Genomic DNA, 19287 nt, shown 5'->3' with positions numbered 1-19287 from the left:
TAGCAATTTGACAACTACAGAGTAACATGTTGGAACGAACAACGCAAGGAGGAAAACTGATGGGGTGGCGAACAATTATGGTCAGCCAGCACGCAAAAGTATCTCTGACAGCGGGAAATTTAGTGATTCAGACAGATTCTGATCGGTTACATGTGCCAGTTAAAGACATGGATGTTCTTCTAATTCAAGCGCTACAGGCAGTGGTCACTACTGCTGCGGTGGCAGCATTGGCAGAAGTTCATGCTAAGATTTTATTTACGGGAAGGGATGGTCAACCAATCTGTGAAACGACCGGGTGCTATCCGAGGTCACGAACGGCGGCGTTGGTGACCTCGCAGGTTAATTGGGACCCAAGTCGTAAAGCTAACTTATGGACGCGAATAGTTGCTAGTAAAATGACTAATCAGATTGCGGTTGCTCAGCTAGTAGGGGCTGAAACCAGTACGCTGAAGGATGAATTGGATAAGCTGGAGTTGAATGATGAGTCGAATCGAGAAGCGGTGGTGGCGCGGCAATATTTTCCATTGCTATTTGGGGATGATTTTTCTCGTTCCGATTTAGTTCCAGAAAATGCGGCACTTAATTATGGTTATTCATTATTGTTATCGCTAGTTGACCGCTCGATTGTGAGCCGTGGTTATATGACTTGTTTTGGGATTCATCATGATAATGCTGGGAATGCTTTTAACTTGGGTTCAGATTTAATGGAACCCTTTCGACCAGTTGTTGATCAGTGGGTGGCACGGCAAAAGCTACTGGATTTAACACCAGATGTGAAGCTAGGCTTGGCACGATTATTGGACCTGAAGGTTATCTTTAATGGCAAAAAAGAAATTGTTAGAAATGCTATGGATAGTTATGTTGCGGCGTGCTTGCACTATCTTAACTGTGAAACAGATCAAGTTAGAATCGAGGTTGAGTTTCCAAATGAGGTATCGAGTGATGCGACTAATGATTATGTTTGATTTACCAATGGTAAGCAGTACGGATCGACGTAACTATCGTCGATTTCGTAAATCGTTGATTCAAGAAGGATTTTTTATGATGCAGTTCTCAGTTTACGTCCGGGTTTGTCCAAGCTCGCAGAATGCGCGAGCAATTGAGCAACGGATAGCCGCGATTACACCTAAAAAAGGATTGGTACAGTCAGTTATGCTGACCGAAAAACAATATCAAGCGATGCACTTCATCTCTGGTGAACCGAATAAAGATATTCTGAATTCTGCCGAGAGGACGATTATGATATGAATTTAACTTATTATAGTTTTCCACCGTTTGCTATCGATAAGAATCGAGTCACAGTTATTGATACGGCGACCCAGCGGGTTTATCGTGACTTGACTTTGGGATTGCAAGATCGAGCAGATACCGTTTATTTAAGTAATGATAGTTTTGAGACAATTGAACTCAGTAAGGGTTCAAAATGGTATGGGGATCCGATGTTGACATTGGACTTGAATGTTCTTTTCCAAAAAAAGTTGCAGGCAAAGTTGACAACGTTGTTAGCAGAAGATCAAGTTGTTCAAATGGCAGATGATTTAAGAAGGCTACTATCTCAATTGTTGGCTGATAGTTATTTGATGGATGTTCCGCTGGAGTTGCCAGAAATACCGGGATTGGCAAAGTTAATCAAGTTCAGTAATATCCAGTTAACGTCCGAATTAAACGATGACGCTTATGCTATAATTGAGACATTAATCAAGGTCCTTTTAGAGTTAAATGATCATAAGCTAATTGTTTTGACCAATGTTAGTCATTATCTCAGTAGCAGCCAACTTCAAATGTTGGTGAGATTTATGGCGAACGCTGATTTGCCACTTCTTCTAATTGAATTTTCACCTACTAAGCGAACATCATACTTCAAGGAATGTGATTATCACTTCATTGATGACGATTTTGTTCTGTGGTAGAAAAATCGGTATGAGATATTAGTGTGAAAATGTCGGCTTTAGGTTAGTAGCAAATCAATAAGGTCAAGAACGAAAACTCGGGGCATCCCTCTCAAAGAGAAGCTTTAGGTTAGTAGCAAATCAATAAGGTCAAGAACATCCTGAGCCGGCAACTGGCGGGGCAGACCGCTTTAGGTTAGTAGCAAATCAATAAGGTCAAGAACTATTGGTGCGGACACCCACTCACTATTAGTGCTTTAGGTTAGTAGCAAATCAATAAGGTCAAGAACATAGTCATAACTGTTTACCTCCTACTCTTGAGCTTTAGGTTAGTAGCAAATCAATAAGGTCAAGAACCAAGTTGGCACCACACGGGTAGTTTTTTCAGCTTTAGGTTAGTAGCAAATCAATAAGGTCAAGAACTGGCGAAGGAGGTCTTGCCTGATGGCAACCGCTTTAGGTTAGTAGCAAATCAATAAGGTCAAGAACTAGATTTAACATGTTTGCAATTGATGGTTGGCTTTAGGTTAGTAGCAAATCAATAAGGTCAAGAACCCGGCACCCATGTCCACATCGGTGCCTCTAGCTTTAGGTTAGTAGCAAATCAATAAGGTCAAGAACACCGCACCAGCGGAGAACGTCTGCTGCTTCGCTTTAGGTTAGTAGCAAATCAATAAGGTCAAGAACACTGGATGCAAGTTACCGGCCAGCTACGATGCTTTAGGTTAGTAGCAAATCAATAAGGTCAAGAACCTACGGAATCCACGGCTATGCAGACGATGCGCTTTAGGTTAGTAGCAAATCAATAAGGTCAAGAACTTTTCCCCGGTGAAATGACGCCGGCCGAAGGCTTTAGGTTAGTAGCAAATCAATAAGGTCAAGAACACCTCTTTTCTTAGCTAGCCTTAAAGAACTGCTTTAGGTTAGTAGCAAATCAATAAGGTCAAGAACGATAGTGATAAAACTCTTTTGGGAGTTATTGCTTTAGGTTAGTAGCAAATCAATAAGGTCAAGAACATCCTTGTAAAGTTCGTTTTCAAAGTCAATGCTTTAGGTTAGTAGCAAATCAATAAGGTCAAGAACAATGGAACGGAACTTCTGCTTCCACACAATGCTTTAGGTTAGTAGCAAATCAATAAGGTCAAGAACACATTGGTGAACACTTCAAATAAGGAGATGGCTTTAGGTTAGTAGCAAATCAATAAGGTCAAGAACAAACTATTGCGCCTGTTAACCGGTTATCTTGCTTTAGGTTAGTAGCAAATCAATAAGGTCAAGAACGCGTCCTCATCCTCTACACGTACCTCATAGGCTTTAGGTTAGTAGCAAATCAATAAGGTCAAGAACCATAGACCATGTTGTAATTGAACCATGATAGCTTTAGGTTAGTAGCAAATCAATAAGGTCAAGAACAAATAATGTATTTCCTCACCTCTATAAGTTGCTTTAGGTTAGTAGCAAATCAATAAGGTCAAGAACTGAGCTTCTGTCATCTTCACGTCATTGTCAGCTTTAGGTTAGTAGCAAATCAATAAGGTCAAGAACTTAGTGCGGCCCACGTCGAAATCTGTTCATGCTTTAGGTTAGTAGCAAATCAATAAGGTCAAGAACTCAAAGGTAACGTTACCAATGACAGCGGTGGCTTTAGGTTAGTAGCAAATCAATAAGGTCAAGAACTTATTGAACCGACAATTGATATTTGGACGCGCTTTAGGTTAGTAGCAAATCAATAAGGTCAAGAACCGAGAAAGGTGCGATTATCGATGGCTTGGAGCTTTAGGTTAGTAGCAAATCAATAAGGTCAAGAACTAAGGCACGCACCTATCATGCGCTGCGTGGGCTTTAGGTTAGTAGCAAATCAATAAGGTCAAGAACCATAAAGATTTGAATGGCTTTGCGGAAGCCGCTTTAGGTTAGTAGCAAATCAATAAGGTCAAGAACCTAGTAAGAGAAGCTGTTATCCATGCCGTTGCTTTAGGTTAGTAGCAAATCAATAAGGTCAAGAACAATATCAGGACTCGAAATACCGCACTGGAAGCTTTAGGTTAGTAGCAAATCAATAAGGTCAAGAACTGCTGAGTTACACCAAAAGGAGAGTCATGAGCTTTAGGTTAGTAGCAAATCAATAAGGTCAAGAACCCTTGCTTAGTCGTCTTTGCAGTGCTGTCAGCTTTAGGTTAGTAGCAAATCAATAAGGTCAAGAACACGCTGGTTTGACAGCGAAGGTCGATAGCTGCTTTAGGTTAGTAGCAAATCAATAAGGTCAAGAACTCAAAGAGCTACGTGAACTGCTAGACGAACGCTTTAGGTTAGTAGCAAATCAATAAGGTCAAGAACAACTATGGTAATGGCTAGCCTACCCAATCCGCTTTAGGTTAGTAGCAAATCAATAAAGCACAAAGACCAATCTACCAAATAGCATCCCACTGTTTCAATATAGATCCTAACTGGTCACTAAGTAGACTATTGTTAGTAATCAAAAAAGACGATTTACTCCTAAATTAAACACACTAGGAATAAACCGTCTTCTTTTCATATAACCACAAATCTAGCCGCAATAAGGGACTGGCTTACTGTAATAGTATCCTTGCGTCATTTGGGCATTGTATTTCTGGGCAAGCTTGACGTCGTCTTGATCCTCGATACCTTCAATGGTGAAGCCGAGTTGATACATGTCCGCAATCTTGCGCCAAGTGTTCAGGCTGCCGAGTAAGTCGGCTTGCCGATGTTGGAGGCGAAAGTTTTGCATCGCGAACTTGATGTTGTCCATGAAGGGCAGCACATCTTGAATCGCCGGGGACCAGGCATTGTCAGTGCCCACGTCGTCCAAACTCAGTTTAATGTCGAAAGCCTTGTAGAGCGCCACGTAGCGGTGTAATTCTTCTAGCGTGGGTGCTTCGGTCAGCTCGACGATTAAATTTAAATCTTTGATGGATTTTTTCAAGTGAATCAGGTGGCCAATGGTCGTCCGATTCGTGAATTGTTCTCGGTTTAGGTTAAAGGAAATCTCAGGATTGTTCTGGTGATCCTTCAAGATATTCGTAATCTCTTGGTAGGACAACGATACCTGTTGATCCATTGGTACCGCGGTAAAGTCGGTCGGGGTTACCCAGTAATCATGGCGATAGGAACGTAAAAGTAGTTCATAGCCAGCCAGTTTTTGAGTTACCGCGTTGATCTGCGGTTGAACAAAGAAACGATACATTTAGAATAAGATCCCCTTCCCATGTCAGTTAACTTCACCAACACTAGTGATTATTATACATCATTGTCAAATTTATTTACAGCGATAATCGTCTAGTCCTTCGGGGTTTTGCCCCTCAATGTTCGGGAGTTGTTACCCGTTCACCTGATTAGTGAAAATAAAAGAAACCAGTTTTCGCCAATACAGTGACTTTTGAAAGATTATGAAAAATAGTAATACTAAAAAGCAAGACTTCCTGCAGCAGGGTCTTGCTTTTTTCACAATCGTAGTAATCGTGAAAGCCGGATTAGTCCAAATGTAATTCGTAGGCGCGCCGGGCATTGTCACCGGGCTCGTCGACGTGGACGATTCCCCGGAACTGATAGCCCAGACTGGTGGCGATGGCCTGCATCCGCTGGTTCATGTTGTGCGTATCGATACGGAAATTCCGGATGCCATCGTGGTACGCCATGCTGATCAGGTTGGAGAAGAAGTAGTGGCTAAGATGTTGGCCCGCGTAGTCCGCGCTCAGGGCGATACGGTGAATCGTGGCATAGGGATCCGTGGTGTTGGCCCAACCGTCACCGGCAATTTCGTGGTAGTTCGGGTCATCCGCAATCACCTGTGCCGCCGTGCCCGCTACGTGGCCGTCGATCATTAACAACCAGCTTTGCTGGGCGTCAATGTCTCGCGTAATACCGGCTTCATCCGGGTAACCGTCCTGCCACTGGGGACTGCCATCAGCTTTCAACAAAGCCTTGGCGTTTGCGATAATGGGCATGATGGCCGGTAAGTCGGCCCGGGTCGCCCGTCTGATATAAATTAAACTCATAAGTGTCCTCCCAATTGCTGATCGCACACTGACTGGAAGCGGTGGTGGATCGCGTGATTTACCGAGAAATAAGGCCAGTCAGGGTACGATGTTCTTTACTTCTAGAATACCACTTTGAACGGTTAGGACTGACAGAAATTTTTACCTCGAGAAATCCACAGGGTTGTAGGTGATGGCAATGCGTTGCCAAATGAAAGAAGCACACGGGGTCACTCGAGCTGACAATTAGGTTCAGCAAAAGTTAGCAGTCGGGTTGTGCTTTTGATTGTGGATGGCAGGCGAAGAATTCGCAAGTTTCAGGCCATGGTTTCCCCTAAAATAGCATGTCGAGAATATAGCAGGCTATCCAACTTATTGGAGGACTATATGATAAATTGGAACGAAACAACGACAATCCTCGAGGTTTGACTGGGTTGGCTCTGTCTGCGAACGAACAATTGGCCGCCACTGGTTTTCGGTACACATGTCGTGGTAGCTTATGTCCATAAAACGAGGAATGGGGGGTGATGATGTGTGGTCAAAGTTCAATCCTAAGTTTTATCGAACCATCCTTTTTTGGCTCGGCGTGCTCAGCATTGTCGCGGAAATCTACATTTGGCATTTTGACAGTTTCTCGGCCCGCATGTTGGGACTGGGCACTGGCCTGTTTTTGATCGTCATGAGTTTTGTGTCCAAACCGCAGGGAAAGTGAGAAATCAACGAGAGTGGGCCATCAGGCGGTTAGTTTGCGAGCATTAACGTGAGAACAGGAGTTATGCCTGATCTTGACATAATTCCTGTTCTCGGGTTAAGCGCAACAAACTGCCTGGTGGCGCACGTTTCGACACTATAATGGAAAAAATGATTTTTGAGTTATGTCCTAGACTCTGTCATTCAATTCTGCTGGTCAAAGTAAGCCTTTACTGCCGCCAACATGTCCGCCGTCTGCTGGTTCAACAACGGTGGCAGGGCATCTAGTGGCCAATATTTCAAATCAAGTGTTTCGTCGGTCGCCTGTTCTAGTGTGTGCCCACCAACGGGTTTCACCAAGTAGAGTTGAGAAATGACCTGGGTAACGTCGCCATTGGGATATTCCGTAAATCCTTGGTCGAAGATGCCCAACGATTTGACCAATTCCACATCGAGGCCAGCGTCCTCCTTGTATTCACGAACCATAGCGGTGGCGAACGTTTCACCGTACTCCAAGTAACCGCCGGGGAGACTCCAGTTGTGCGTGTCGGTTCGCAGGTTGAGCAGAACCTGGTGCTGGTCGTTGGCGATGACCCCAGCCGAAGCGTTGAGGATCATCGGTTTGTGACCGACCAGTGCGCGGACTTCTTTAATGTAATTTGCCATGTGTCAGTAACCGCCCTTCTGATGAATTTACCCTCAGTATACACGTTTAGGGGGCGTTGAAAGCAAGCCGTTTGTTAGGTGAAACTACCCTTAAAGGGTATACTGGTTATTGAGGTGATGAGGATGGCTGACACAGCAACCACGATGAAATCCATTCGCCGGCACTACGATGTGAGTCAAGGTGAACTGGCGAAGCTGTTGAATGCGTCAGTACGGACGATCCAACACTGGGAACAGGGCGATTACGAGCCCAGTGGGACCGCCGTCAAATTAATTCAACTTTTGGCAAAAAATGACGCTATTTTTACGGAGTTAACTTTAATGAAGGCGGATGAGGGCATTATGTATCTTGAACATGACGATCAAGCACTGACGATTATGGGCGTCCAGTTTCGCAACAAAAAGGAATACCGGGCAACGATGAATGCAGTGGTCAGCAACATGTACGAGGGGTTTGAGCCGACACTGGCTGACATTCAGATGGCACGTGATGCGGACGATTTGGGACGGCCGATGACGGCGAAGGAGATTCTGGAACGGATCAACGCAAGCAATTCGGTACGAACAGAGTGAAACAATGGGCGGATTACTTACAACCAAATGGCGTTTTAAGGAATAAATTAGGTATCACTGATGAGAAAAAGCTAGAAGCGGTCGAGTACGAGTTTTCCACGCAGCGGTTAAAGTTCCTTGAACAAAATAATTTTTTGTTACCAGATGGCTACCAACTCACTGGTAAAGACGTCACCGAGCTGAAACGCATCAATCAGTTCCTTCTCGGAGAAATCTACGACTGGGCGGGCGAGTACCGTGAAGTCGATTTCAACAAGACGGCCAATGGCGTGGTGACCCATTTTCATCCGGTCATGTTGTTTGGTAACGCAGAGTGGGATATTCAACGGCAACTGACAGATTTTGCCCAACTCCCTGCCGACCGCGATGTGGTAGCGGATGCGTTGGGCAATTTGGTCACTGAAATGAACATGTTTCACCCCTTCCGTGAGGGTAATGGCCGGTCGCTTCGGGCGTTCACTGAAGTTTTGGCCTGGCAGAAGGGACTAGCGCTGGTCTTCACGCAAGAGCTTCAGGACGCGTACATGACGGCTAGTATTAGAGACGAGCCCAAATTGATGGCGGACGTTTTCCGACAGATAGTGACGGACTGGCAAGAGTAAACAATCAGAGTGGAACAAAAGGCGGTTAGTCAATGAGCATTAACTTCGATAGACGAATAATCCCGGGCTTGGATTGTTTGTCTATCGGGGTTAAGCGGAGTTGACTGCCTTTGGTTCCACGTTTCAGTCATAGACGTTCGGCGCGCAAAAAGAGTCCGGGAGTTTTGTCCCGGACTCGTGGCGTTATTTTAGTTGAAGCTGTTATATCTGTTGTCCACCAGCCAACCGGATTGCTAACTGAGTTCAAGCATTTCTAAGACGTAACCTGGCTGAGGCCGCGCACAATTGCAGCCGCAGTGCAACCAGTTTACGCTAGTCCTACAGTCAAAGCCTACTTGTTGAGCCGCTTGTAGTTAGCATCGAAGTACTTGCCGGCGCGGATGTCGTCGGGTAGGCTGGCGTAAGGAGCCTCACTGATAACGTCTTCGTTATTTTGACCGGCATCACCCATGTAGGTAATCTTGGCGAATTCAGGGACGACCAGCTTGGGATACGTGTCATATTTTTCCCGGGCGGCCTCCATCACATCAATGTGTTCATTTTGATAAGTGACCGTGATTTCGGGATGGTCTTGGACCCACTTGGGGAAGAAAATCGTCCCGTTTAGCTTGCCCTCATTTGGCACGAAGTCCAGGGCAACGTCGGTTCCAGTTGGTTCGGTCCAAGCCACCTTGTAGATGCCGGGCACCAACATGACGATGTTGGCGGGCTGATCAGTGACCCAGCGGCCAGCGACCATCCCACCGTGAATCCGGTAATCAACGGTGTGGTCGTTCTTAGCGTACCATTCGTATTCCCAGCCGTTGTCGTAGGTGTAGATGAAGTGGGTGCCCAAAAAGTCATCGAGGGTCTTGAATGTTTTAGTCATTAGAAAATCTCCTTTTAAATTAAAATGAACGATTCTATCGGCTCGAACATGTAATTAATTACATGTTTTTATTTACTCGATTAGTTTAGCCGCTCACTGACTAACTGTCAAGAATTTTCTTGATGTTTGTGATGGGAACTGGTTCAATGAAGACAACGGGATTTGAGAAGGAGGCGGTTACCATCGGTCAGCGAAATCGACTGCAGTACATTATTTTAGGCTTGCTGGATCAGCGGCCACAGACCGGTTACGACCTAACCAAGGCGTTTGACAACGAGATCGGGGAGTTCTGGCAGGCACAGCACAGCCAGATCTACCCGCTGTTGAAGCGGTTGGAGGAGACCGGCGACATCACCCATGAGGTGACGGTGACTGGTGAGAAGCTTGCCAAAAAGCAGTACCAGTTGACCCCGGCCGGGCACGAAAAATTGGTCGCGTGGATCGGCGAACCGTCACCGGAATTGACGGCGCTGAAGGATGAATTCATTTTAAAGTTGTACTTCATTAAGACGGTTGATGATCCGCGGTTACAGCCGATGTTGCAGGAACAGATTCTGCTCCATCAACGCCAGCTCCGTCACCTCCAACATCGCCAAGAGACGGTCTTTACCAACCAAGCAGCAATCGACCAGGCGTACGGCCACTACTTGATTTTGGACCACGCCATCGAGCGGGAACAACACTACGTTCAGTGGCTGGAACGGTATTTGACACCCCGAAAGGATTCGTGAGGATTATGAAATTAATCGACACGCCACACGTTGAAGTCACGGTAACTCCCCATCCACTTGCGCTTGCGTTGTTAGCAGTGGGTGTGCTGGGCACTTTAGTTTGGCACCATCAGCGGCATCAAAATTAAGTGCGTTTGGATCGGTAGTGTTAGAATAATCGACTTATATTTTAAAGGTGTAAACGATAGTCAGTTTGCGCCTTTTTTTGGTATACAATTAAGGGCTGAAAGCTTCAAAGCAAGCGAGAAGGCTGGTGTTCTGCCAGTCTGAAGCATTCCCACAGCCAACGGAATCTTTGGCAGCTGGAGTGCAACCACTTTAGACGAGTTTAATGAGTTAGTTGGAATTACAAATTAAGGGTCGACACCAGTTATCCCCAAAGTTATCGGTTATGATAGTGTCGATAGCGAAGGTTAGTTTGTCAATTTTTGGTAACAAATCGCGCTAGATGGGAAAGATGTTAGAAAAGGTAAACTGCTGGTAAAAAAGGGGGATTATCCAAAGGCAGTTGGTCCGGTATGCTATACATGTAAGCGGTTACAAGATAAGCTATTCAAAATTTTGGGGGAGGTTTTTATCATGAGTAACTGGAAACTATGGAAACAGCGAATGTTCTATGGCTCCACTGATATGGCCGGAAATTTAATCTGGCAAATTGTTGGTCTGTATCTGTTGTTCTACTACTCGACAGTTTTGGGGCTGTCACCAGCCTTTGTCGGGACATTATTCTTGGTCGTTCGGTTCATTGATGCGTTTGATGCCTTATTCTACGGCTACCTGATCGATCACACCCATTCCAAGTATGGGAAGTCACGGCCATACTTCTTGTGGTTCGGGATTCCTTTAGGGATTTTGACCATGTTACTGTTCTTCAACCCAACATTCGGTGGCAATAAGGGGATTCAGATGGCTTGGGTATCCGTCATCTACACCCTGTTTAGCCTGGTTTATTCTGGGGCGAACACGCCAATTACCGCCATTTTGCCAAGCCTGACTAGTGATCCCGACGAACGGACGAACTTAGCCAGTGCCCGGATGGTCATGACCAACATTGGGACGGCCATTATTGGGTGGATTTCCTTGCCGATGGTTGCCAAATTAGGGAATGGTAACGCACGTCAAGGTTGGTCGATCTGGGGTGCTATCATTGGTATTTTGATTATCGTGCTGTTTATCGGTGCCTTCCTGAACTTACGTGAAAGCGCGGCACCCGAAGCGGATGCGGCGGCTGAGACTGAAGGGAAGCAGAAGTCAGAGATTAAGGAACATCTATCCGTCAAGGAATCCTTAAAAGGGGCCTTTAAGAACAAGCCATGGGTGCTCCTGAGTATCAGTTTCATCCTGTTACAAACTTTCTGGGTTATGCGGATGGGAACGGCGGTCTACTACTTGACCTACGTTTACCGGCGTCCAGGATTGGTCGGGGCCTTCAACGGGATTGTGATCGTCGCTGTCCTGGGGAACATTTCCGTACCATTCTTGAGTAAGTTCATGAAACACAAGAACGTCTTGGCCTTAGCGATGGTGCTGTTCGCCGTTGGGGAAGTCTTGATGCCACTGGGGATGCGGATCAACTCCGTGCCACTGCTCTTCGCGGGTAACATTATCGCTTTGATCGCCATGGGAGCTGCCTTCTCCATTGCCTTTGTGATGATTGCCGACACCATCGAATACGCCCGTTCCGAATTACACATTGACGAACCCGGGTTCTTATCTTCTGTCCCAATGGTCGGCGCTAAGTTAGGCATGGGTATCGGGGGCGCGTTGTCCGGTTGGATCTTGACCTTTGGGGGCTTCGAAGCAACCGCTAAAGTGCAATCTGCCAAGGCATTAGGCGCCATCAGTTCTAACTTCATTTGGCTGCCGATCATCATTGCTATTGTGATCGTTGTGATTCTTCAGATGTACAAGCTGGATGAAGACGAATTGGCTTCAGCGAAAGCTTTACAAGATGCTAAAGAGGGCATCGTGGTTGAGAATCACCATGATGACGATGGTCATTTGAAACATGAGGACGCTTAACCTGACGTTGGGGTCGCCGGCTGATCCGGTCCCCGTCACGTTCTATCAACCGGCCGCCATCGCTGACTTTCATTCGTCGGTGCGGCGACCGTTGGTGATTCTCCTGCCGGGCGGGGGCTATGAATTTCGCTCCGACCGGGAAAATGAGATCGTGGCGATGCAGTATTTGGCACAGGGGTTTGCGGTAGCGGTCGTGGCTTATCGGTTGCGCGATCAGCCGCCCGTGTTGCCAACGGCACTGTATCAATTAGGGCACGTCGTTGCTGACTTTCACCGGCGCGCATCGTTCTACGGCATCGCCGCTGACCACATCTTACTGGTCGGGTTTTCCGCTGGCGGACATTTGGCGGCATTGTACGCGGATCTGTGGCCACAATTGGCCGCGACCCTGCAACTACCGGCGAAGCGTTTAAAGGTGGCGGCACTGACTCTGGCCTACCCGGTGATTGGCTTACGACTAGGGTGGCCAGCCGACCGAGCAGCACTGGCCGCAATTACGGCCGGTTGGGCGGACCACGAGGCCGACTTGTTGGTCACGCCGCAGAATCCACCGACCTTTCTGTGGGCAACGGCGGATGATGAACTGGTTCCGGTCGTGAATGCTGAGCAGTACGCGGCAGCCCTCGTAGCTGCTGGCGTTCCCGTTACGAAATTAATTTATCCACATGGTCGTCACGGGTTGAGTCTTGCTCGTGCCGTGACGGCTTTTCCAATTAAATTTGATGCGACTGATCCGGCCTTTGGGGAGCAATTCATTCGACCGGACGTCGCAGGCTGGTTCGACCAACAGTTACAGTGGTTGGACAAGTTGTGGCACCTAGACAACTTTTGGCGCCAGCAATAAAACTTGAGAGGGGTAATCAAAATGTTGAATGATACGACAACGAAGCAATCATTGGGGTATGCGGACGAGTTGAAACGGTTGCAACACCTGCGCGTCACCAGCGTTGAAAACGGTGTGACCAGTTGGATCAAGGATCGGGAACCAGCCCACACGTTCGAACCACTCGTTTGGGAAACGGTTGCGGAGATCGAAGAAAATCCACAACTGCCAACGGATCTCTTTAGTCTCCGGCAAGGGACCGAAACGTCCGGACAAAAGGACCTCACCCACGTTGAGATGAAGATCGAGATGCAACAGATCGTGGCAATGAATCGCCGGGTGCGGGTCATCCGAATTGCGCGGATGGATCATTTGACCGCCGACAAAGCCTTGATCTATTTCCACGGCGGGGCTTACTACGGGGGCACACCAGAAGACGTTTTACTGGCCTTGAAATTCGTCGCCGAACAAGCGAACTGCGTGGTCTATAACGTGGACTACGCGTTGGCTCCCGAACAACCTTACCCGGCAGGAATTCTCGATGGGTTAGCGGTTGTGGCGGCCATGGTCAAGGATTACCGGCACATCTCCGTTGGTGGCGATTCTGCGGGCGGATCCATTGCGCTGGCGGTCAGCCAACTGTGCCGGTCCATGGGAATCTGCGCAATCGACAGTCATCTGCTGTTCTACCCAACTTTGATTCAGGGGTCCGATTTAAATGGTCCCCTGTGGGATGATGGCAGCATTGAAATTGTGCCGGAACAGCGGGCGGCACTGCATCGAAGTTACCAGCTGTTCGAGCAACTCGATACGATCATGAGTGGTTACTACGTGGCGGACCAACCCGTCGACGTGACGGCACCACTCCTGTCACCGTTGCTGGCGAACCCGAAGTGCTTCAGAAATACCACGTTGTTGGTCGGGGAATACGATCCGTTCCGCTTACAGGATGAAGCCTTCATCAAGCAGGTTGGTCAGGCCAACGACGATGCCAATTATTTCTGTTACGGTGGCATCAGCCATGCTTTCTTGAACTTTACCGGTAACGTTCCCGCTGTCGAGGATGCACTTGCGACAGCAGCCCGCTTACTGTAAGCCGTGGGTGGTCAACGCGCAGAATAGAAGAAATGAATCCGATTTAAACGACCGGGAAGTTATCTGAGAAATTAAGGGAACGTCTGGTAATGGTGGACGATTGACTTAATGTCGGAGAACTTCCCGGTAGTCTTGACTACTAGATGCGTGCATTAACCGTAAATGGGATTAGTATTGAGGGTAGTCACTAGATTAGCTGAAAATGGTTTGTTTAGTTGGCAGACTTAAGTATGCGTGATTTATGAAACGACTCGCTAGTCAGAGGCGAGTTGACTAGAATGTTGGTACTGTCATCCTGGCAATCAGCTGAAGGGTGGCAGTCCAGATGGTTAGAAAAAACGGGGGAGATTATATTGATTTTACGGGATTATCATTTAACGTTGCAGGATGTCTCTGACCAACAACCGGAGTATTTGGAGACCGTATTTTCACTGGCTAATGGTCACTTTGGCGTGCGGGCCAACGATCCGATTGGCGGCAATCCGATTACGGGAACGCTGATCAACGGGTTTTATGAAACCGCCCCCATCACCTATGGGGAAGGCGGTATCGGCTACGCACAAAAACACCAAACGATTTTAAACTTGCCAGACTTGCGGCACCTTAACGTGGCCACGACCACGGGACACCGGTTTAGCGAAAGTAAGCGCTTGGCAGTCGACTTGGATCTAACGACAGGGACTCTTGATGAGCAGTATCAGTTGAAGACGCATCAGGGGGAGACCGTCCAGATGGCCGTCAAGTCCGTTATCGGGCAGAATCAAACGAACTTCTGGGGCATCAGTTACAGTTTTACAGCGGAAAATTATGCTGGCGGGTTGCTGATCAGTAAGGCGATTGCGGTGCCCGCTGAGGCCGAAGCAATTCCATCCGCCGATCCCCGGAAGACCCGGATGGCGGGATTGCCAATCTGTGAAACGGAATTTATCAACCCCGGCTTACAGCGGTATCACGTCAAGACCCGGACCACTAAGCAGGCCGTCACGTTATTCTTGGGTAGTGTGACCCCGCAGTCTAAGCTGTTGCAACAACCGCTTGACCTGGGCGATCGACAGGCGCACACATTGGAATACGAAGCCTACGTGGGGGAGACCGGTGAACAAAATACGATCGACCCAGCAGCGCAGTTCATGATCAGTTCACTTGCCGCTTTGATGGCCGATAGCCGTGACTTTTGGCAGGGCGTTTGGCAGCGTAGTGAGGTCATGGTCGGGGGCAATGAAGAGTTGAACTTGGCCATTCACTACAATATTTTCCAGTTGAATCAAGCAGCTGGTCGTGACGGACGAACCAACATTGCGGCTAAGGGGCTCAGTGGATCTGGCTACGAAGGCCATTACTTCTGGGATACGGAGATGTACATGCTGCCATACTTCACCTACACGAACCAGCAGATGGCGCGGCAGTTGCTGTACTACCGGTACCAAACGCTACCTAAGGCCCGACAACGTGCCCGCGACATGGGAGTCACGAAGGGCGCCCTGTTTGCTTGGCGGACCATCAACGGCGAGGAGGCGTCCGCGTACTTCCCAGCGGGGACCGCACAGTACCACATCGATGCCGACATTGCCTATGCGGTCGGCAAATACTACGAAATCACGCGTGATCTCGACTTCGTGTTGCAGTGTGGGTTTGAGATGGTCTTGGAAACGGCGCGTTTCTGGGAAAACTTCGGCTCCTGGCACCAAATCGGCGCGTCTTCGCGATTCGAATTTCACACCGTTACCGGGCCGGACGAGTACACGGCGTTGGTCAATAATAACTACTACACGAACCGGTTGGCGAAGCACAACTTCGAGCTGGTCGGTTATCTGGCAAATGAAATTAAGCAGCGGTACCCGAACAAGTTAGCGGACTTTGGCATTGGCGAAGCCGACCTTGAGACCTTTCAGAAGTTGGCCGATCACGTTTATCTGCCATACAGTGCGGATCTCAAGATCAACGAGCAGGATGACAGTTTCTTGAGTAAGCCACGCTGGCCCGCAGACAAATCAACGCCGGACAATTTCCCACTGCTACTGCATTACCACCCATTGACCATTTACCGTTACCAGGTGGCGAAGCAGGCTGACACGCTGTTGGCCGATTACTTGTTCCCAGAGGACCTGTCGGTTGACCAGTTGAAGCGGGAATACGACTACTACGAAGGGGTCACCACCCATGACTCTTCACTATCCCGGTCGATCTTTAGTATCTTGGCGGCCCGCATGGGTGATACGGAAAAGGCCTACAAGTACTTCATGGACACGGCCCGGATGGACTTGGTCAATCTGCAAAAGAACACGGCAGATGGGCTCCACCTGGCCAATCTAGGTGGCAGTTGGCTAGCGTTAGTCGCTGGTTTCTCTGGCTTCTACGTGCAAGATGAGGTCGTCCACTTCACCAATCACCTGCCAAAGGAAATCTCACGGTTGACGTATCGCATGAAGATTGCAGCCAGCGTGTTGGAGATCGATATGAGCGCGGATCAGACCTCCGTGACGGTCATCAGTGGGCCAATTCCAACGTACGGTGTCAGTGTCAACGGGGAACGCATCTCGTTGGTCAAGAGTACCAGTAAGGATTAATGGGCCGACCACCTGTGAAATTGACGTTGGGTGAGACATTGAAAATCTAGACAAAAAAAGTTGATCAAGTGAGCAGTCATGGTCAACTTTTTTTATGGGCTAAAGGGGCTGATAGTGCGGTTGATTGACCAGTTGGTGGTTGATTTAAACGGTTAATTTAAAAATCACCTTGAGAAAAGTGAGGGTCTGTGATAAATTGTTATATGTAAGCGGTTACGTTCTGGCGGACTGTTGTCACAAGTAAAACGGTTGACCAGAACTGATCGTCCACAACTACATACATAATCGGAGGAGATTTATGATGAAGTTCAGTAAGGTACTTGGCATTTTAGCAGTCACTGCAGGGGCAGTCGCAATGGTGGGTGCACCAACATCCGCCCAAGCCGCTAAGAAGAAAGCAGCTGCTAAGCCAGTTACGATTTACTTAACTCGGCATGGTGAAACGACGGGGAACGTCATGGGTCGTGTTCAAGGCTGGAGCGACTTCCCATTGACCAGTAACGGGGTTGCCGTTGCCAACAACCTGGGCCGTGGCTTGAAGGGCAAGACTTTCAAAGTTGCTTACGCAGGGAACTTAACCCGGCAACAAGTAACGGCTAAGCAAGCCCTCAAGTACTCAGGTAACGCAAAGGTTAAGGTCAACACGTCAAAATACTTGCGTGAAGGCGGCTACGGTAGCTTTGAAGGGGACAGTATCGCGACTGACAATGCCTTGATTGCCGGCGTTTACGGCTACAAGAGCGGTGACGAAATGATGGCTGCTCAAGGTAAGGATTACTGGACGAAGTTGCAAGATGCTTACTACACCTTGGACCAACAAAACAGTCAAAAGACGAAGTTGGTTGCCGGTGACCGTGCTGAAAGCTCACAACAAGTTGAAAAGCGGATGGCTAAGGAACTGCTGACCATTGCCAAAGCAACCAAGAAGCAAGGCGGCGGTAACGCATTAGTCGTTAGCTCTGGTATGTCCATCAACGAATACCTGTCAACGTTGAAGGGTGCTAAGTACACGGGTGCCCCATTGAAGAACGCTGCTGTTACTCGTTTAACTTACAAGAACGGCAAACTCCAAGTTAAGGGCCTGATCGGTTCCATGTACTACGTGGACAAGGGCGCTAAGCTTGCTAAATAATTAGGTCTTAACCGTCACTGTTGCTAGGGAAAGATGAAGATGGCTTGCCCGCACGTGATGTTTAAAATAGAGCTCTCACCAGTGATCATGCAACTGGTGGGGGCTTTTGTTGTAGAGTGCGGAACGAGGCGCTTAGGTTCTGAGCATTAACGTCGTCTCAGTGATGACCCCGATTCTGGGTCATTGCTGAGACGGGGTTAAGCGCAGGAACCTGCCTCGTGGAGCACGTTTCGGAAGCCGCCAGGACCACAATATAAGCAGTTAAGAACCAAGTTTAATGGTCTAACACAATAGATGGTTAAAGGCGAACTCGGTCCGGTGCTTATTGACGTTAAGCGGAGGGAGTTGCCCTGCGGCGCACGTTTCGGAAGCCGCCAGGATCACAACATAAACAGATAAAAACCAAGCTTAACGGGCTAAGACAATAGTCGGTTAAAGGTGAACTCGGTCCTGCGGCATACGTCCCCCAACCTGTCCACCACGCCCCCAACTTCGTAAGTTCAGCTTCTTAACGAAACAACGAAAAAAAGGCTATACTAATCACATAGACAAACGAACTGTAGATTTTCACCGGTCCCACAACGCAGTGAGACGATCAGTAGGAGAGGAGCACGACCCATGACAGAAGAAATAGTGACATTACCTAACTTAACCACGGCGCGGCTGATTTTACGCGAGCGGACGTTAGCCGATTTAGTCGCCAATGTAGAGATGGACCAAGACCAGGCGGCTACTGAATTCATCCACGAGGCCTGGGATGGTTCTCCCCGTCACGTGACCAATGTGAAGCGGCAGATCGAACGGCAATACGGTCAGGGGCTTGGCTACTGGTCGATTTATTCTCAGGCTGATCCGGCGCGTTTTCTCGGCTGGGTGCTACTGACACCGACTGAGGAAAATGGGGCGTTAGTCAAAATTGGCTGGCGACTCCGCCGAGATTACTGGGGCCATGGGATTGCGACCGAGGCCGCGCAGGCAGTCACTCAGTATGCGTTTCAAGACTTGCAGTTACCCAAGTTAGCTGCGGGGATTAGTCCCGATAATGAGCGGGGGCAACGCGTCGCTGAAAAGTTAGGTTTTACCTTTAAGCAGCCCATTTCAGTGGGTGAGGTCCAACTGGCTCTCTATTTGCTGACCCGGGAACAGTGGTTGACGCTGCAAGCGTAGGTCAATGGACCGTGTAAACGGTCGTGCTCGACGGGTGGAGCCAGTTATCACTGATGATGACGTAGGTGCCGAGTAGACTTACGCAAATGACGATGATACAGATGACAAAAATGGTGTGGTAGAGGCTATTTGACCGCTGATTACGCCACATGATGAGCCCTGGCAAAATAATGCCAACGGGTGGAATCAGGCCGGAAATAATGGCCAAGATGATCAACAGGAGTCCCTCGTCGGTGGTTCGACGGGGATGCCGGTTGATCTTTTTTTCTGGCTGGTCGTGTGGCGTGGCGGTAGCCGGTTGGGTGAGCAACGTGTCTAGGGTGATGCTGTAGATGTGGCTGAGTTTGACCAGGGTATCGAGGTCGGGGTCACTGTGGCCATTTTCCCATTTGGAAATGGACTGGCGGGTAATGTTGAGTTGCTCGGCGACCTCAGTCTGGGAGAGATGACAAGCGAGGCGTGCAATC

Annotated in this window: 19 protein-coding genes, 1 pseudogene and 1 CRISPR repeat array; of the genes and pseudogenes, 14 read left to right on the top strand and 6 right to left on the bottom strand. The window is 48.3% G+C overall.

Translation table 11 applies throughout. The features are described from left to right. Nucleotides 1–59 precede the first annotated feature (59 nt). The 3 genes from cas1 to csn2 are packed head-to-tail and all read left to right on the top strand — an operon-like array spanning nucleotide 60 to nucleotide 1910. A complete protein-coding gene (cas1, locus tag FAY32_RS04095; protein ID WP_143462191.1) occupies nucleotides 60–965 on the top strand; it encodes a type II CRISPR-associated endonuclease Cas1 in 906 nt (301 codons plus the stop codon). Then, the gene (gene cas2 / locus FAY32_RS04090) at nucleotides 943–1248 is read left to right on the top strand and encodes a CRISPR-associated endonuclease Cas2 (RefSeq protein WP_143462190.1); all 306 of its coding nucleotides are present in this window, start codon (nucleotides 943–945) and stop codon (nucleotides 1246–1248) included. The genes cas1 and cas2 overlap by 23 nt, the downstream gene beginning before the upstream one ends. After that, nucleotides 1245–1910 (top strand): type II-A CRISPR-associated protein Csn2, encoded by a 666-nt coding sequence (gene csn2 / locus FAY32_RS04085; protein WP_143462189.1) that lies wholly within the window; start codon nucleotides 1245–1247, stop codon nucleotides 1908–1910. Before cas2 ends, csn2 begins: the two co-directional genes overlap by 4 nt. A gap of 35 nt (nucleotides 1911–1945) precedes the next feature. Next, a CRISPR array of direct repeats spans nucleotides 1946–4292; the repeat unit is 36 nt; unit sequence GCTTTAGGTTAGTAGCAAATCAATAAGGTCAAGAAC. A gap of 145 nt (nucleotides 4293–4437) precedes the next feature. Here the strand turns inward: csn2 and FAY32_RS04080 are convergent. After that, on the bottom strand, nucleotides 4438–5094 hold the full coding sequence (locus FAY32_RS04080) for an EAL domain-containing protein (RefSeq protein WP_143462188.1): 657 nt from the start codon (nucleotides 5092–5094) through the stop codon (nucleotides 4438–4440). Nucleotides 5095–5380: 286 nt separating this feature from the next. Next, nucleotides 5381–5905 (bottom strand): GNAT family N-acetyltransferase, encoded by a 525-nt coding sequence (locus FAY32_RS04075; RefSeq protein ID WP_143462187.1) that lies wholly within the window; start codon nucleotides 5903–5905, stop codon nucleotides 5381–5383. Nucleotides 5906–6416: 511 nt separating this feature from the next. Between FAY32_RS04075 and FAY32_RS04070 the strand changes: the two genes are divergently transcribed. Then, complete coding sequence (locus FAY32_RS04070) at nucleotides 6417–6596, top strand: hypothetical protein (RefSeq protein ID WP_143462186.1); 180 nt, start codon at nucleotides 6417–6419, stop codon at nucleotides 6594–6596. 182 nt (nucleotides 6597–6778) lie between these two features. On the opposite strand, the gene FAY32_RS04065 is transcribed toward FAY32_RS04070, so the two are convergent. After that, a complete protein-coding gene (locus FAY32_RS04065) occupies nucleotides 6779–7240 on the bottom strand; it encodes an NUDIX hydrolase (RefSeq protein ID WP_143462185.1) in 462 nt (153 codons plus the stop codon). A 123-nt stretch (nucleotides 7241–7363) separates the two neighbouring features. Here FAY32_RS04065 and FAY32_RS04060 point away from each other — a divergent pair, with 123 nt between their 5' ends. Next, nucleotides 7364–7813 carry a helix-turn-helix domain-containing protein gene (locus FAY32_RS04060; protein ID WP_143462184.1) on the top strand — a complete coding sequence of 150 codons (450 nt, stop codon included), beginning with the start codon at nucleotides 7364–7366 and terminating at the stop codon, nucleotides 7811–7813. Beyond that, nucleotides 7810–8415: a Fic/DOC family protein gene (locus FAY32_RS04055; RefSeq protein WP_143462183.1), complete on the top strand. Its 606-nt coding sequence runs from the start codon at nucleotides 7810–7812 to the stop codon at nucleotides 8413–8415. Before FAY32_RS04060 ends, FAY32_RS04055 begins: the two co-directional genes overlap by 4 nt. A 331-nt stretch (nucleotides 8416–8746) precedes the next feature. Here the strand turns inward: FAY32_RS04055 and FAY32_RS04050 are convergent, their stop codons facing one another. Beyond that, on the bottom strand, nucleotides 8747–9283 hold the full coding sequence (locus FAY32_RS04050) for a phenolic acid decarboxylase (protein WP_143462182.1): 537 nt from the start codon (nucleotides 9281–9283) through the stop codon (nucleotides 8747–8749). 182 nt (nucleotides 9284–9465) lie between these two features. Between FAY32_RS04050 and FAY32_RS04045 the strand changes: the two genes are divergently transcribed. The 8 genes from FAY32_RS04045 to FAY32_RS04015 all read left to right on the top strand — a co-directional run bounded on the left by FAY32_RS04045 (nucleotide 9466) and on the right by FAY32_RS04015 (nucleotide 18820). Continuing rightward, nucleotides 9466–10014: a PadR family transcriptional regulator gene (locus FAY32_RS04045; protein WP_191988144.1), complete on the top strand. Its 549-nt coding sequence runs from the start codon at nucleotides 9466–9468 to the stop codon at nucleotides 10012–10014. 5 nt (nucleotides 10015–10019) lie between these two features. Further along, nucleotides 10020–10142, top strand: a complete 123-nt coding sequence (locus FAY32_RS14965; protein WP_263862538.1) for a hypothetical protein — start codon at nucleotides 10020–10022, stop codon at nucleotides 10140–10142. Between the two features lie 451 nt (nucleotides 10143–10593). Continuing rightward, the gene (locus FAY32_RS04040) at nucleotides 10594–12036 is read left to right on the top strand and encodes an MFS transporter (protein ID WP_143462180.1); all 1443 of its coding nucleotides are present in this window, start codon (nucleotides 10594–10596) and stop codon (nucleotides 12034–12036) included. Beyond that, a complete protein-coding gene (locus FAY32_RS04035) occupies nucleotides 12023–12880 on the top strand; it encodes an alpha/beta hydrolase (RefSeq protein WP_143462179.1) in 858 nt (285 codons plus the stop codon). Before FAY32_RS04040 ends, FAY32_RS04035 begins: the two co-directional genes overlap by 14 nt. A 21-nt stretch (nucleotides 12881–12901) precedes the next feature. Further along, on the top strand, nucleotides 12902–13954 hold the full coding sequence (locus FAY32_RS04030; RefSeq protein ID WP_143462178.1) for an alpha/beta hydrolase fold domain-containing protein: 1053 nt from the start codon (nucleotides 12902–12904) through the stop codon (nucleotides 13952–13954). Nucleotides 13955–14307: 353 nt separating this feature from the next. Beyond that, a complete protein-coding gene (locus tag FAY32_RS04025; RefSeq protein ID WP_143462177.1) occupies nucleotides 14308–16521 on the top strand; it encodes a glycoside hydrolase family 65 protein in 2214 nt (737 codons plus the stop codon). A gap of 298 nt (nucleotides 16522–16819) precedes the next feature. Beyond that, the gene (locus tag FAY32_RS04020) at nucleotides 16820–17653 is read left to right on the top strand and encodes a histidine phosphatase family protein (protein WP_225428280.1); all 834 of its coding nucleotides are present in this window, start codon (nucleotides 16820–16822) and stop codon (nucleotides 17651–17653) included. A gap of 618 nt (nucleotides 17654–18271) precedes the next feature. Next, entirely contained in the window at nucleotides 18272–18820 is a 549-nt protein-coding gene (locus tag FAY32_RS04015) for a GNAT family N-acetyltransferase (protein WP_143462176.1), read from the top strand. Between the two features lies 1 nt (nucleotide 18821). Here the strand turns inward: FAY32_RS04015 and FAY32_RS15055 are convergent, their stop codons facing one another. Together FAY32_RS15055 and FAY32_RS15050 are read right to left on the bottom strand one after the other, a co-directional pair. Continuing rightward, complete coding sequence (locus tag FAY32_RS15055; protein ID WP_404820118.1) at nucleotides 18822–19130, bottom strand: hypothetical protein; 309 nt, start codon at nucleotides 19128–19130, stop codon at nucleotides 18822–18824. A gap of 48 nt (nucleotides 19131–19178) precedes the next feature. Next, nucleotides 19179–19286, bottom strand: a pseudogene (locus FAY32_RS15050) (helix-turn-helix transcriptional regulator); the annotation flags it as partial. Nucleotide 19287 lies beyond the last annotated feature (1 nt).

The sequence above is a fragment of the Levilactobacillus enshiensis genome (genome assembly GCF_007115095.1).
Classification (GTDB): Bacteria; Bacillota; Bacilli; order Lactobacillales; family Lactobacillaceae; genus Levilactobacillus; species Levilactobacillus enshiensis.
Note: the sequence above shows the minus strand (reverse complement) of the source record. Positions and strands in the feature narration are given on the sequence as shown.

Excerpts from the sequence above, each read along its gene's own strand:
- cas1 (WP_143462191.1), top strand. The coding sequence starts at position 60 with ATGGGGTGGCGAACAATTATGGTCAGCCAGCACGCAAAAGTATCTCTG.
- cas2 (WP_143462190.1), top strand. The coding sequence starts at position 943 with ATGCGACTAATGATTATGTTTGATTTACCAATGGTAAGCAGTACGGAT.
- csn2 (WP_143462189.1), top strand. The coding sequence starts at position 1,245 with ATGAATTTAACTTATTATAGTTTTCCACCGTTTGCTATCGATAAGAAT.
- FAY32_RS04080 (WP_143462188.1), bottom strand. The coding sequence starts at position 5,094 with ATGTATCGTTTCTTTGTTCAACCGCAGATCAACGCGGTAACTCAAAAA.
- FAY32_RS04075 (WP_143462187.1), bottom strand. The coding sequence starts at position 5,905 with ATGAGTTTAATTTATATCAGACGGGCGACCCGGGCCGACTTACCGGCC.
- FAY32_RS04065 (WP_143462185.1), bottom strand. The coding sequence starts at position 7,240 with ATGGCAAATTACATTAAAGAAGTCCGCGCACTGGTCGGTCACAAACCG.
- FAY32_RS04060 (WP_143462184.1), top strand. The coding sequence starts at position 7,364 with ATGGCTGACACAGCAACCACGATGAAATCCATTCGCCGGCACTACGAT.
- FAY32_RS04050 (WP_143462182.1), bottom strand. The coding sequence starts at position 9,283 with ATGACTAAAACATTCAAGACCCTCGATGACTTTTTGGGCACCCACTTC.
- FAY32_RS14965 (WP_263862538.1), top strand. The coding sequence starts at position 10,020 with ATGAAATTAATCGACACGCCACACGTTGAAGTCACGGTAACTCCCCAT.
- FAY32_RS04040 (WP_143462180.1), top strand. The coding sequence starts at position 10,594 with ATGAGTAACTGGAAACTATGGAAACAGCGAATGTTCTATGGCTCCACT.
- FAY32_RS04035 (WP_143462179.1), top strand. The coding sequence starts at position 12,023 with ATGAGGACGCTTAACCTGACGTTGGGGTCGCCGGCTGATCCGGTCCCC.
- FAY32_RS04030 (WP_143462178.1), top strand. The coding sequence starts at position 12,902 with ATGTTGAATGATACGACAACGAAGCAATCATTGGGGTATGCGGACGAG.
- FAY32_RS04020 (WP_225428280.1), top strand. The coding sequence starts at position 16,820 with ATGATGAAGTTCAGTAAGGTACTTGGCATTTTAGCAGTCACTGCAGGG.
- FAY32_RS04015 (WP_143462176.1), top strand. The coding sequence starts at position 18,272 with ATGACAGAAGAAATAGTGACATTACCTAACTTAACCACGGCGCGGCTG.